11 protein-coding genes are annotated in these 13,418 nt (G+C 51.4%); 2 read left to right on the top strand and 9 right to left on the bottom strand.

The genetic code is table 11. From position 1 onward, the window contains the following. The first annotated feature begins 215 nt into the window (after positions 1 to 215). A complete protein-coding gene (locus HV041_RS14890; protein WP_121584298.1) occupies positions 216 to 1,916 on the top strand; it encodes an SgrR family transcriptional regulator in 1,701 nt (566 codons plus the stop codon). Positions 1,917 to 1,981: 65 nt separating this feature from the next. Next, a complete protein-coding gene (queC, locus tag HV041_RS14895) occupies positions 1,982 to 2,677 on the top strand; it encodes a 7-cyano-7-deazaguanine synthase QueC (RefSeq protein WP_121584297.1) in 696 nt (231 codons plus the stop codon). Between the two features lie 117 nt (positions 2,678 to 2,794). On the opposite strand, the gene fadM is transcribed toward queC, so the two are convergent. From fadM to bolA, 9 genes are all read right to left on the bottom strand, one after another. Beyond that, positions 2,795 to 3,193, bottom strand: a complete 399-nt coding sequence (fadM, locus tag HV041_RS14900) for a long-chain acyl-CoA thioesterase FadM (protein WP_003021636.1) — start codon at positions 3,191 to 3,193, stop codon at positions 2,795 to 2,797. 106 nt (positions 3,194 to 3,299) lie between these two features. After that, positions 3,300 to 3,674: a helix-hairpin-helix domain-containing protein gene (locus HV041_RS14905; RefSeq protein WP_048212425.1), complete on the bottom strand. Its 375-nt coding sequence runs from the start codon at positions 3,672 to 3,674 to the stop codon at positions 3,300 to 3,302. A 146-nt stretch (positions 3,675 to 3,820) separates the two neighbouring features. After that, positions 3,821 to 5,695: a peptidylprolyl isomerase gene (gene ppiD / locus HV041_RS14910; RefSeq protein ID WP_121584296.1), complete on the bottom strand. Its 1,875-nt coding sequence runs from the start codon at positions 5,693 to 5,695 to the stop codon at positions 3,821 to 3,823. A 267-nt stretch (positions 5,696 to 5,962) separates the two neighbouring features. Next, a complete protein-coding gene (gene hupB / locus HV041_RS14915) occupies positions 5,963 to 6,253 on the bottom strand; it encodes a nucleoid-associated protein HU-beta (RefSeq protein WP_219352570.1) in 291 nt (96 codons plus the stop codon). 190 nt (positions 6,254 to 6,443) lie between these two features. Continuing rightward, a complete protein-coding gene (lon, locus tag HV041_RS14920; RefSeq protein WP_003831014.1) occupies positions 6,444 to 8,798 on the bottom strand; it encodes an endopeptidase La in 2,355 nt (784 codons plus the stop codon). Between the two features lie 184 nt (positions 8,799 to 8,982). After that, positions 8,983 to 10,257, bottom strand: coding sequence for an ATP-dependent protease ATP-binding subunit ClpX (clpX, locus tag HV041_RS14925; RefSeq protein ID WP_040232704.1), 1,275 nt, complete (start codon positions 10,255 to 10,257; stop codon positions 8,983 to 8,985). Positions 10,258 to 10,383: 126 nt separating this feature from the next. Then, complete coding sequence (gene clpP, locus HV041_RS14930; RefSeq protein ID WP_003021624.1) at positions 10,384 to 11,007, bottom strand: ATP-dependent Clp endopeptidase proteolytic subunit ClpP; 624 nt, start codon at positions 11,005 to 11,007, stop codon at positions 10,384 to 10,386. A 247-nt stretch (positions 11,008 to 11,254) separates the two neighbouring features. Continuing rightward, on the bottom strand, positions 11,255 to 12,553 hold the full coding sequence (gene tig / locus HV041_RS14935) for a trigger factor (protein ID WP_003021622.1): 1,299 nt from the start codon (positions 12,551 to 12,553) through the stop codon (positions 11,255 to 11,257). A gap of 344 nt (positions 12,554 to 12,897) precedes the next feature. Further along, positions 12,898 to 13,215 carry a transcriptional regulator BolA gene (bolA, locus tag HV041_RS14940; RefSeq protein ID WP_040232707.1) on the bottom strand — a complete coding sequence of 106 codons (318 nt, stop codon included), beginning with the start codon at positions 13,213 to 13,215 and terminating at the stop codon, positions 12,898 to 12,900. Between the last annotated feature and the right edge of the window lie 203 nt (positions 13,216 to 13,418).

The following is a 13,418-nucleotide window of genomic DNA, read 5'->3' on the forward strand; positions in this document are numbered from 1 at the left end:
CACTGTGACGCGGTTAACTTGTGATTCAGTATCACCTGAGATATACGGAAGTAATAGTGAATAGATAAAATGAATTGTTCCGGGTTTATTACAGAAAATCATTCAAGTTGCATCAAGGCGGCAAGTGAATGAACGCCCAGGAGCATACATTTCAGTATGTGACTGGGGTGAATAAACGCAGCCAACAAAGAGGCAGCTTGAAGGATGAAGTGTATATGAGATTGTTGAATCGCCTGAACCAATACCAACGCCTATGGCAGCCTTCGAACGGCGAACCGCAGTCGGTGACCGTCGGGGAACTGGCCGAACGCTGTTTTTGCAGTGAGCGCCACGTGCGAACCCTGCTGAAGCAAGCGCAGGATGCTGGCTGGCTGGAGTGGCACGCCCAGTCTGGGCGTGGGAAACGCGGGCAATTACGCTTTTTGGTGACGCCGGATTCCCTGCGCAACACCATGATGGAACAGGCGCTGCAAAAGGGAGAACAGCTTAGCGTGCTGGAACTGGCTCAGTTAGCACCGGGAGAATTAAGAACGTTGCTACAGCCGTTTATGGGCGGCCAATGGCAAAACGACACGCCAACCCTGCGTATCCCCTATTACCGCCCGCTTGACCCTTTGCACCCAGGATTTCTCCCCGGTCGTGCGGAGCAACACCTCGCCGGACAAATTTTCTCTGGCCTGACCCGATTTGACAGCACTACGCAACGTCCCTGTGGAGACTTAGCCCACCACTGGAATATCTCCGCTGACGGCCTGCGCTGGGATTTCTATATTCGTTCCACCCTGCATTGGCATAACGGCGATACGGTCAGCAGCACCCAGCTACATCAACAGTTGCTGAAGCTGTTAGAATTACCTGCGCTGAATAAGCTGTTTATCAGCGTAAAGCGCATTGAGGTTACGCATCCCCAGTGTCTGACCTTTATTCTGCATCGTCCCGACTTCTGGCTGGCGCACCGTCTGGCGAGCTACAGCAGTCACCTGGCGCATCCTGAGCACCCGTTTGTGGGTACCGGCCCGTTCAGGTTGACACTGTTTACTCCTGAGCTGGTGCGTATCGAGAGTCACGATCACTACCATCTGAGTCATCCGCTGCTAAAAGCCATTGAATACTGGATAACCCCGCAGCTCTTCTCCCAGGATTTGGGTACCAGCTGCCGCCATCCGGTGCAAATTGCGATTGGTAAACCCGAAGAGTTACCTATGCTAAGCCAGGTAAGCAGCGGGATCAGCCTTGGTTTTTGCTATCTCACACTCAGAAAAAGCGCGCGCCTGAATACGCAGCAGGCCCGTCGACTGATCAATATCATCCACCGTTCTTCCCTGCTACAAACGCTTGAAGTGGATGAAAATCTGATCACGCCAAGCACTGCACTGCTGCCCGGGTGGAATATCCCGCAATGGAATGAACTCGACGAAGTAGCGCTACCAGAAAAACTGACGCTGGCTTACCACCTGCCGGTAGAACTGCACGCCATGGCTGAACAGCTTCGCCAGGCGCTGGCATTGCTTGGATGCGAATTAACCCTTATTTTTCATAATGCTAAAAACTGGGATGGCGATCATCCTTTAGCCCAGGCCGACCTGATGATGGGCGACAGGCTGATTGGTGAAGCACCTGAATATACTCTCGAACAGTGGTTGCGCTGCGATCAGCTCTGGTCACATGTATTGAATGCGCCAGCATACACACATCTGCAAACGACCCTGGATGCCCTACAAATCCAGGCCGATGAGGACGATCGCCACGCGGCTTTACAACAAGTTTTCGCCACGCTAATGCATGACGCTACCCTGACGCCACTGTTCAATTATCACTATCGCATCAGCGCGCCACCAGGGGTGAACGGCGTACGCCTGAATCCTCGTGGCTGGTTTGAGTTTACCGAAGCCTGGTTGCCACCTCCTTCAGCGTGAAGAAGCTGGTCGGCGACACGCCCAGGCGCTACCATAAGGGCTTCGTTATTTTGTCAGGAAAAGCCATGAAACGTGCCGTTGTTGTATTCAGTGGAGGTCAGGACTCCACGACTTGTCTGGCGCAAGCGCTGCATCAGTATGATGAAGTGCACTGCGTGACCTTTGATTATGGTCAGCGCCATCGCGCTGAGATTGATGTCGCACGTGACCTGGCCTTAAAACTTGGCGCACGCGCGCACAAAGTGCTTGATGTCACACTGCTCAGTGAACTGGCTGTCAGCAGCCTGACCCGCGATAATATTCCGGTACCCGATTACGAACCGGATGCGAACGGCATTCCCAATACCTTTGTGCCAGGACGCAATATTCTGTTCTTAACGCTGGCAGCAATTTACGCGTACCAGGTGCAGGCAGAGGCAGTCATTACCGGCGTTTGTGAAACGGATTTCTCTGGATACCCGGACTGTCGCGATGAGTTCGTCAAAGCCCTGAACCATGCCGTAAGCCTGGGGATGGCGAAAGATATTCGCTTTGAAACCCCACTGATGTGGATCGATAAAGCCGAAACCTGGGCGCTGGCTGATTACTGGGGCAAGCTGGACCTGGTACGCGAAGAAACACTAACCTGCTATAACGGCATCAAAGGTGACGGTTGCGGTCACTGTGCGGCGTGTAATCTGCGTGCCAACGGCCTGAACCATTATTTGGCGAATAAACCGACAGTGATGGCGGCAATGAAGCAGAAAACCGGCCTGAAATAATTGAGCGAATAGTGCCGGATGGCGGCTTAAACGCCTTATCCGGCCTATCGACAGCATTCATCGTACGCAATGTCGCCCGTAGGCCTGATAAGCGAAGCGCCATCAGGCAACGTTGAGCTACTGCACCATCTGCTCCAGTTTTTCGCGTAACTCCCCTTCCAGCGGCAGCGCTTTTTGCGTTTTCAAATCAATACAGACGAAGGTAATCAACGCGTCAGCCACCACCTGCCCTTCCGGCTCCAGGGTAATTGTCTGGTTTAACACCCCGCTTTTGCCATTTAGCTGTTGCACCTGACTGGTGATGGTCAGCAGGTCGCTTAGCACCGCTGGACGGCGGTAGTTAATATTTATATTCACGACCACAAAAGCGATGTTGTGTGCGGTCATCCATTGAAAGCTGTCGCTGTTTTCCAGACCATCCCAACGGGCTTCTTCCAGAAACTCGAGATAGCGGGCGTTGTTGACGTGCTGATAGACATCAAGATGAAAACCACGGACTTTGATTTGTGTTTGCATAGCGCAGGGGCCTTACGTTGTTTTTATAGGAACAGACTTTAGGGTAAAGAGGTCATAACTGGTATGACCTCTACAGTCTGGCAAATTTTCAGCGCTGTGCAAGTTATTAAAGTGTTAAAACTGCCAGGTTACGCTCCACCAGCGAACTGCCCATACCCGGTACCTGCTTTAAGTCCTCCACCGTTTTAAACGGTCCGTACTCCTCACGATAGCTCACAATCGCCTGCGCTTTCTTCAGACCGACGCCATTCATGACTCGCGCTAAATCCTCCGCGGAAGCGCTGTTGATGCTTACCCTGGTGCCTTCATCGTCGCTTGCTTTAGCGGGCTGTGTGGCTTTGCTTTGTGCCGCCCCTGAGTTTTCCGCTTTGGTTTGAGTCGCTTGGCTTTTGGCGACAGCCTCAGCCGCCAATGCAGTTTGGGCCATACCAGCGCAGGTCAATGAAAGAGTGATAAGCAGGGCTTTGATTCCATGTTTCATACTGTTTTCTCCTTGTTTGTTAACAGTGGAATCACGATAGCGAGGTGCAGAACAGCAGACAAACGGCAAATATCAAAAATGGAAAAGGCCGCGAAAGCGGCCTTTTGTAGATACAAACTTTTGCAATTTTTTGCGAGCGGACTCGGTTATTGCTGCTGTTCCAGCGCATCACCGACTTTAATTTTTGCCGCTTTACGCAGGTTACTCATCAGCGCTTCGAAGACAATCTGCGCGTTGTTCTGAGTGATCCCCTGAACCATCGCTTTCTTCTGCGCTTCAGGCATAGAACCGGCTTTCACCTCGTCCAGCGCCAACAGTACAACGTTACCCTGCATATCGTTCGCAACACCGTAGCTCGGCTTGTCTTTCGCCGGCAGGCTCAGACCAAAGGCAGCCTGACTCAACGGATCCTGACCCGTACGGCTCAGCGTTTTCGCCTCGCCAAAGCTCAGACCCGCCGCTTTCAGCGCTTCATCGCCTTTACCGGCTTTCAGATCCGCCAGCAGTTTATCGGCATCAAGCTTCGCCTGCTGCTCTGCTTTATTGTGCTTAACGAGCGCAGTTACCTGCTCTTTCACTTCAGCCAGTGGCTTCACGGCTTCTGCTTTGTGTTCGCTAATACGCAGCACGAACGCGCGATCGCCATCCACGGTGATGATATCGGAGTTACTGCCAGGCGTTCCGTTCTCGCCAACCAGACCACCATTGAAAATGATGTCAGCGACTGGTTTGAAATTCAGTTCTTCCGGCAGGCTGTCACGGCTAAACCAGCCCGTTTCAACCGCTTTCACGCCCGCGGCCTGCTCCGCACCCGCCAGGGATTCGTTATCGTTGCTGGCCGCATCGCTGACTTTCTGTTGCAGCGCATAGTAGGCATCCAGCGCTTTTTCCTGCTTCACTTTCGCCGCAATGTCGTCGCGGGCTTCGCTCAGCGGTTTAACCTGCGCAGGCTGTACGTCATCAAGACGCGCCACGAGGAAACCAACGGAAGACTTAATTACGCCAGACAGTTGGCCTTTTTCTTTCAGACCGGCATTTTTCAGCTCATCCGGGGTGGTGGAATCTTCCAGCCAACCCATATCACCGCCGTTACGGGCAGAGATGATATCAGCAGATTTTTCTTTCGCCAGCGCAGCAAAGTCACCGCCTTTATTCAGCTCGTCCAGTACCGCTTTGGCTTCATCTTCAGTTTTGGTCTGAATGATGCTATAGCGGTTACGCTGCGGCTGAGTGAACTGATCCTGATGCTGGTCATAATAAGACTGAATATCAGCATCGCTGGCGGTTTCCTGCATTGCTGCAGCGTCCAGCTTGATATAGCTCACACGGAACTGTTCCGGCGTCATAAAGTTGTTTTTATTCTGCTCGTAGTAGCTGGCAACTTCCTGCTCGGTAACAGATTGCTTCGCGGCCAGTGCGTTAACGTCAATCGTCGCTTCACGCACGATACGTTGCTGTGCAACCAGTGCAGCCAGTTCGTCCGTTTCACCCTTCAGCATAAAGTCGGTCCCGGCAACGCCGTTGATCAACTGTTGCGTGGTGAGCTGGTTACGCAATGCCTGCGCGTACTGGTCTGCGGTCATGCCCATCTGATTCACAATCGCGTTGTAGCGGCTGTTATCAAATTTGCCGTCAACCTGGAAAGCCGGTGTGGCGAAAATAGCCTGCTTAATCTGATCGTCGCTAATGTTGAGCTTAAGCTCACGGGAGTACTGATCCAGCAGCGCTTCGTCCACAAGACGATTCAGCACCTGCTGACGCAGCGTTTTCATATAACCTTCGTTCGCCGCCAGCTCAGAATATTGATCGCCCAGCTGTTGCTGCATGCGGTTACGTTCGCTGTTGAACGCATTCTCGAACTGCCCGCGGCTGATCTCCTGGCCATTCACTTTAGCGGCGTAGTTATTGCCCCCGCCAATCAGGTAACCACTCACGCCGGTCAAAATGAACGACACGATAATGATACCGAAAATAATCTTGAGCACGAGACTGTTAGCAGCCGTGCGTAAGCTGTCCATCATGGTGTAACCACACTCCGCTGTAGATGACTATACGCGTTATCCTTCAGGCCGTCTGCGCGTTGACACAACAACGGCGGCAAGGATTTTGAGTATATATGCTTCACGCAGCATAGCGTTTCCTGAACGCTGCGCACAAAGGCCTATTGTGACAAGAAACAGGGGCAATTGTCAGCCCACAACGCATAGAAAGTACCGGAATCAGAAATAAAAAAGGCACATCGGTTGATGCGCCCTTGTACTTAGTCACATCCCCAAAGGGGAAATCACTTAGTTTACCGCGTCTTTCAGTGCTTTACCTGCACGGAAGCCCGGTACTTTAGCCGCGGCGATGGTGATCTCTTTACCTGTTTGCGGGTTGCGACCAGTACGGGCAGCACGCTCTTTAACGGCAAAAGTACCAAAACCTACCAGTGCTACGTCATCACCTTCTTTCAGGGATTCGGTAACAGAAGCAATAATTGCATCTAACGCACGTCCAGCCGCAGCTTTAGAGATATCAGCCCCTGCAGCAATTTTGTCGATCAGTTGAGATTTATTCACTCTTCTCTTCCTCTTTATAATATATATCGCACCAGAATCCTTCAAAGTGCGACCGCGCAGCAGTTATATCAGGCCTGCCATGCCCTTACAACACCCGATAATGATGGCAAGCCCAATCCGTTATCTAAATTAGCTATACAAAAAAAGGCTGGCAAGCCCGAAATGGCCTGCCAGCCCTGTTTTTATTAATGCTCTTTGCGCGAGGTCACTATTTTGCCGTCACAACCTGCATTCCAGAGGGTTCATTTTGCAACGCAAGAGTCAGAACTTCCTCAATACGTTTCACCGGGTGAATATTAAGATCGGCAATGACGTTGTCCGGAATCTCTTCCAGGTCACGTTTGTTTTCGTCTGGAATTAAGACCGTTTTAATGCCGCCGCGGTGCGCCGCCAGCAGTTTCTCTTTCAAACCACCAATAGGCAGAACCTGACCACGCAGGGTGATCTCGCCAGTCATCGCCACATCAGCACGAACCGGGTTACCAGTCAGACATGAGACCAGCGCGGTGCACATGGCAATACCCGCACTTGGACCATCTTTTGGCGTCGCGCCTTCAGGTACGTGAACGTGGATGTCGCGTTTTTCGTAAAAATCCGGATTAATACCCAGTTTTTCCGCACGCGCACGTACCACGGTCAGCGCTGCCTGAATGGATTCCTGCATCACTTCGCCGAGCGATCCGGTGTAAGTCAGCTTGCCTTTACCTGGAACACAGGCGGTTTCAATGGTCAGCAGATCGCCGCCCACTTCCGTCCACGCCAGACCAGTCACCTGACCCACGCGGTTTTCGTTATCCGCACGGCCATAGTCAAAGCGCTGTACGCCCAGGTAATCGTGCAGGTTATCGCCATTGATCTCGATGTGTTTCAGTGATTTATCAAGCAACAACTGCTTAACTGCTTTGCGGCACAGTTTGGAGATTTCGCGCTCCAGACTACGCACGCCCGCTTCACGGGTGTAGTAACGAATAATGCCTACAATGGCGCTATCGTCGACCGTCAGCTCACCTTTTTTCAGCGCGTTACGCTCAATCTGTTTTGGCAACAGGTGACGTTTCGCAATGTTCAGCTTCTCGTCTTCGGTATAACCAGACAGACGAATCACTTCCATACGATCCAGCAACGGTGCCGGAATGTTCATGGAGTTCGACGTCGCAACAAACATCACGTCGCTGAGATCGTAGTCCACTTCCAGGTAGTGATCGCTGAACGCCACGTTCTGCTCTGGATCCAGCACCTCAAGCAGTGCGGAAGCCGGATCGCCACGCATGTCGGAAGACATTTTGTCGATCTCATCAAGCAGGAACAGCGGGTTTTTAACGCCCACTTTAGCCATTTTCTGGATCAGTTTACCCGGCATAGAACCGATATAGGTTCGGCGGTGACCGCGAATTTCAGCCTCATCACGCACGCCGCCCAGCGCCATACGGATGTATTTACGCCCGGTCGCCTTGGCGATGGACTGCCCCAGAGAAGTTTTACCTACCCCCGGCGGCCCAACCAGACACAGGATCGGCCCCTTGATTTTGTTCACACGGCTTTGGACCGCGAGATACTCAAGGATACGGTCTTTGACGCGTTCCAGACCGTAATGGTCGGTATCGAGGATTTCCTGCGCCTGACGCAGGTCTTTTTTGACCTTGCTACGCGCATTCCACGGCACCTGTACCATCCAGTCGATGTAGCCACGCACGACCGTCGCTTCTGCCGACATCGGAGACATCATTTTCAGCTTCTGCAGTTCCGCTTCCGCTTTCTCTTTTGCCTCTTTCGGCATTTTCGCCGCGTCGATCTTACGCTTCAGTGCTTCGTTTTCGTCCGGCGCATCGTCCATCTCGCCGAGCTCTTTCTGAATAGCTTTCATCTGCTCGTTCAGATAGTACTCACGCTGGGATTTTTCCATCTGCTTTTTCACGCGGTTGCGAATGCGTTTCTCAACCTGCAGCAGATCGATTTCTGACTCCATCATCGCCATCAGATATTCCAGACGTTCATTCACGTCGGACATCTCCAGCACGGACTGTTTGTCAGCCAGCTTCAGCGGCATGTGCGCTGCGATGGTGTCCGCCAGACGTGCAGGATCGTCAATGCTGTTAAGCGACGTCAGCACTTCTGGTGGGATTTTTTTGTTTAGCTTGATATAGCCTTCGAACTGGCTGATAGCTGTACGTACCAGCACTTCCTGTTCACGCTCATCAATAGCAGGCGAATCAAGGTACTCCGCTTTCGCAGAGAAATGCTCGCCGTTGTCTGACAACGCAGAAATACGCGCGCGCTGTAACCCCTCGACCAGCACTTTTACGGTGCCGTCAGGCAGTTTCAGCATCTGCAAAATAGAGGCCACGGTCCCGACGGTGAAAAGATCGTTTACACCCGGCTCATCCGTTGACGCTTCTTTCTGCGCGACCAGCATGATTTTTTTATCATGGTCCATAGCCGCTTCAAGACAACGGATAGATTTTTCCCGCCCTACAAATAAGGGTATGACCATGTGCGGATAAACCACCACATCGCGCAACGGCAATACGGGGATTTCAATGCGTTCAGAACGCTCAGGATTCATAGAGCTCTCTCTTAGTTTAGTTTCCGCCAGGTAATCAGGTGGTACGACTGTGCTTCACACCACCTTTAACATGTATGTCAGTATATGGGGATGATTCCCACACATTCAACGCCATGTTTACGGAAAAATAAAAGGGGAGATAAAATCCCCCCTTTTTGGTTAAACGTCTGTATGAATTGATGAATTATTCGCCAGATGCCTGCTGTGCTTCCGGCTTACCGTAAATCAGCAACGGCTTGCTCTGTCCGCCAATCACCGACTCGTCGATCACCACTTTTTCAACGTCTTCCATAGAAGGAAGATCGTACATGGTGTCGAGTAACGCCGCTTCGACGATAGAACGCAGACCACGCGCACCGGTTTTACGAATCATCGCTTTCCTGGCGATAGCATCCAGCGCTTCCTCGCGGAATTCCAGATCAACACCTTCAAGATTGAACAACGCCTGGTACTGCTTGGTCAGGGCATTTTTCGGCTCTTTCAGGATCTGAATAAGCGCTTCTTCGCTCAGTTCGCTCAGGGTTGCCACAACCGGCAGACGACCGATGAACTCAGGGATCAGACCAAATTTAATCAGATCTTCCGGTTCTACCTGCGACAGCAGTTCACCTTCGCTGGCTTTATCAGACTGTGCTTTTACCGTTGCGCCAAAACCAATGCCGGAGCCGGTTTCAACACGGTTAGCAATCACCTTATCCAGACCGGCAAATGCACCACCGCAGATAAACAGGATCTTGGAGGTATCAACCTGCAGGAATTCCTGCTGAGGATGTTTACGACCACCCTGCGGCGGAACGGCGGCAACCGTACCTTCGATCAGTTTTAACAGCGCCTGCTGTACGCCTTCGCCGGAAACGTCACGGGTAATGGACGGGTTGTCAGACTTACGAGAAATCTTGTCGATTTCATCGATATAGACGATCCCACGCTGTGCTTTCTGCACGTCGTAATCGCACTTCTGCAACAGTTTCTGAATAATATTTTCAACATCTTCACCCACATAACCGGCTTCGGTCAGCGTGGTGGCGTCGGCCATAGTGAACGGAACGTCCAGCAGGCGCGCCAGCGTTTCAGCCAGCAGCGTTTTACCGGAACCCGTCGGGCCAATCAGCAGGATGTTACTTTTGCCCAACTCGACGCCATTGCTGGTGTCGCCGTTGCGCAGACGTTTGTAATGGTTGTATACCGCGACCGCCAGCACTTTCTTCGCCTGTTCCTGGCCAATAACATAATCGTCCAGGTGGTTGCGAATTTCATGTGGCGTCGGCAGCGCACTGCGTTCACGGTGCGGTGCTACTTCCTTAATCTCTTCGCGAATGATGTCGTTACATAAATCAACACATTCGTCGCAGATATACACGGATGGTCCGGCAATCAGCTTACGCACTTCATGCTGGCTTTTGCCGCAAAAAGAGCAGTACAACAATTTGCCCGAGCCATCTTTGCGTTTATCTGTCATGGGTCAAAACCTCTTCTTTGTTCTTTGTGCCGCACACGACGACGCAAATGCCATTCTCAGGCGCAAGACGCTAGTCAGCGTTGTGCCGCTCCAGGTAATTATAGCGGCACACCTGCGCGCTGGGCATTAATTACGATGGGTCAAAATCGAGTCGACCAGACCGTACTCCACCGCTTCAGAAGCGGAGAGGAAGCGATCGCGCTCGGTATCACGTTCAATCTGCTCAAGAGATTGACCCGTATGATGCGCCATAAGTTCGTTCATGCGCCCTTTTACCTTCAGGATTTCACGGGCATGAATTTCAATATCCGTTGCCTGACCCTGGTAACCGCCCAGAGGCTGGTGGATCATGACGCGAGAGTTAGGCAGGCAAAAACGTTTACCTTTCGCCCCGGCGGTCAGCAGGAACGCGCCCATTGAGGCCGCCTGGCCCATACAAATGGTGCTGACGTCTGGCTTAATAAACTGCATGGTGTCATAGATAGACATCCCGGCAGTGATCACCCCACCTGGGGAGTTAATATACAGGTAGATATCTTTTTCCGGGTTTTCTGCTTCCAGGAACAGCATCTGCGCCACGATCAGGTTAGCCATATGGTCTTCGACCTGGCCGGTCAGAAAAATGACGCGTTCCTTAAGTAGACGAGAATAGATATCAAATGAGCGCTCACCACGTGAGGTCTGTTCAATGACCATCGGCACCAGCGCCATATGGGGTGCAAAGTTATCTCGTTCGCCGCTGTATGACATTTCCGTCTCCTGGATAAAATTTGAAAAAACCTGCTGTGCTGATTGTAACCTTATGGACGGATTATCAGCTAGTCCCTCAGTAATGGGTACGACATCGCCATAATTCAAGCATAACAATCTTTTGTTGTAACGCTAACACTGAAACGCTGTTTTCGCACTCTTCCCATGCAAAATGCGTGACAAAAAAAAACCCGCCACCAAAAGGTGACGGGCTTGCGTACGAAATTCGAGCTAAAAAAGCGACGAATTACGCCTGCTGGTTCATCAGCTCGTTGAAGGAAGTGGCTTTTTCAGTCACTTTCGCTTTCGCCAGAACGGCTTCAACAGCCTGCTCTTCCAGAGCGACGTTACGCATGTTGTCCATCAGCTCTTTATTTTTGCTGTAGAACTCAACCACTTCTTTCGGATCTTCGTAAGCAGAAGCCATCTCTTCGATCAGGCCTTTAACGCGATCTTCGTCAGCTTTCAGTTCATTGGTGCGAATCACTTCGCCCAGCAGCAGACCAACAACTACGCGACGCTTAGCCTGTTCTTCGAACAGTTCACGCGGCAGTTCCAGAGCTTGTTTCTCGTTGCCGCCGAAACGCTGTGCAGCCTGACGACGCAGAACGTCGATTTCACTGTCGATCAGCGCAGCCGGAACGTCGATGTCGTTAGCTTTTACCAGACCTTCGATCGCCTGAGACTTAACGCGGTTACGCACTGCGCCTTTCAGCTCGCGTTCCATGTTTTTGCGTACTTCAGCGCGCAGACCTGCTACGGAACCATCTTCAACGCCGAAACGTTTGATGAATTCTTCAGTCAGTTCCGGCAGTTCGCGTTCTTCAACTTTCTTCAGGTTGATAACGAACTTAGCGGCTTTACCTTTCAGGTTTTCAGCGTGGTACTCTTCCGGGAAAGTCACGTCGATAGTGAACTCTTCGCCAGCTTTGTGGCCTTTAACGCCTTCTTCAAAGCCTGGGATCATACGACCCTGGCCCATCGCCAGTACGAAGTCAGACGCTTTGCCGCCTTCGAACTCTTCGCCGTCTACAGAACCGGTGAAGTCGATGGTTACACGGTCTTCTGCATCAGCAGCGCCGTCTTTGTCTTTCCAGGTAGCCTGCTGCTTACGCAGGGTATCCAGCATCACGTCAACGTCAGCGTCGGTGACTTCAACAACCGGTTTTTCAACTTCGATTGCTTCCAGACCAGTCAGCTCAACTTCCGGGTAAACTTCGAACTCTACCGCGTAAGTAAAATCTTCACCCAGTTTGTATTCGCCCGGAACGTAGTTCGGTGCGCCAGCCGGATTGATTTTTTCTTTGATGATCGCGTCAACGAAGTTGCGGCTCATCAGGTCGCCCAGAACGTCCTGGCGAACAGACGCGCCATAACGCTGAGCAACAACATTCATCGGTACTTTTCCTTTGCGGAAACCGTCAATACGCACTTTCTTCGCTACGTTGACCAGCTCGCTTTTCACAGCGGTCTCGATGCTGTCAGCAGCGATAGTAATCGTTACACGGCGGCCAAGGCCTTGAGTGGTTTCAACTGAAACTTGCATCTTGTTACCTCAAAAAATCACAGTGCTCGGTCAACTCTTCTCCGCAAGCACAGGTTGTTGGCTTCGCGGAACTGGGATGTTCTCATAATCAATCACATTCCCTGTCGTCAGAATCATCCCGAAGACATTCCGAAAAATAAGACGCGCATTATAGCGGCATCACTTTTATGAGTCGAGAACGGTTATTGCGCGTTGCTGCGGCTTTTTTCACAATTCCCGGCTAATTTTTGTCTGAATACTGGACGACCTACTCAGAATTCAGACAAAACAAAACGGCCCGCAGGCCGTTTTCACATAATCTGTAGCAACATACTGGAAAAGCGTCGGTTGTTGCAAATCCGTTTTTACGCGATGCTTCCCGCCCCACGACACGGAGGCGATGCAAAAATCGTATCCTGCAACGCTTCCCACTCCTTAATGGTGTAGGTATGCAGGGCAAGGGCATGAACGGTTGTGGAAAGCTCTGCCGTTAACGTGCTGTAAATCATCCGATGACGATTAAGAAAACGTTCACCTGTAAAGCGATCGCTGACCAGCACAACCTTAAAGTGGCTTTCAGAACCAGCCGGGACATTGTGACGATAGCTTTCATCCACAACTTCGAGGAACACGGGTTGGAACGCTGCCCTTAATTTTTCTTCTATTTGCTCACGAATCATCATGAAATTTTCCTCCGACAACGCTGAGATGTCACCCATCCCTTTAAATACTAGCCGCTTTTACCGTTTTCATTACACCTTAGCAACAAAAAATTAGCGCTTGTCTGATTTTCTCAGCCAAATGGATGAAGTTCACTAATTCCTCACTTCGATTTATTGCAAAAAGTCCGTTTATGGTCTCCACAAAATCATAAAACGAACAACAC

Source organism: Citrobacter sp. RHBSTW-00029, from assembly GCF_014104295.1.
GTDB lineage: Bacteria > Pseudomonadota > Gammaproteobacteria > Enterobacterales > Enterobacteriaceae > Citrobacter > Citrobacter youngae.

What these genes read in the sequence shown, in the direction of transcription:
- HV041_RS14890 (WP_121584298.1), top strand. Translation starts at nt 216, where the DNA reads ATGAGATTGTTGAATCGCCTGAACCAATACCAACGCCTATGGCAGCCT.
- queC (WP_121584297.1), top strand. Translation starts at nt 1,982, where the DNA reads ATGAAACGTGCCGTTGTTGTATTCAGTGGAGGTCAGGACTCCACGACT.
- fadM (WP_003021636.1), bottom strand. Translation starts at nt 3,193, where the DNA reads ATGCAAACACAAATCAAAGTCCGTGGTTTTCATCTTGATGTCTATCAG.
- HV041_RS14905 (WP_048212425.1), bottom strand. Translation starts at nt 3,674, where the DNA reads ATGAAACATGGAATCAAAGCCCTGCTTATCACTCTTTCATTGACCTGC.
- ppiD (WP_121584296.1), bottom strand. Translation starts at nt 5,695, where the DNA reads ATGATGGACAGCTTACGCACGGCTGCTAACAGTCTCGTGCTCAAGATT.
- lon (WP_003831014.1), bottom strand. Translation starts at nt 8,798, where the DNA reads ATGAATCCTGAGCGTTCTGAACGCATTGAAATCCCCGTATTGCCGTTG.
- clpX (WP_040232704.1), bottom strand. Translation starts at nt 10,257, where the DNA reads ATGACAGATAAACGCAAAGATGGCTCGGGCAAATTGTTGTACTGCTCT.
- clpP (WP_003021624.1), bottom strand. Translation starts at nt 11,007, where the DNA reads ATGTCATACAGCGGCGAACGAGATAACTTTGCACCCCATATGGCGCTG.
- tig (WP_003021622.1), bottom strand. Translation starts at nt 12,553, where the DNA reads ATGCAAGTTTCAGTTGAAACCACTCAAGGCCTTGGCCGCCGTGTAACG.
- bolA (WP_040232707.1), bottom strand. Translation starts at nt 13,215, where the DNA reads ATGATGATTCGTGAGCAAATAGAAGAAAAATTAAGGGCAGCGTTCCAA.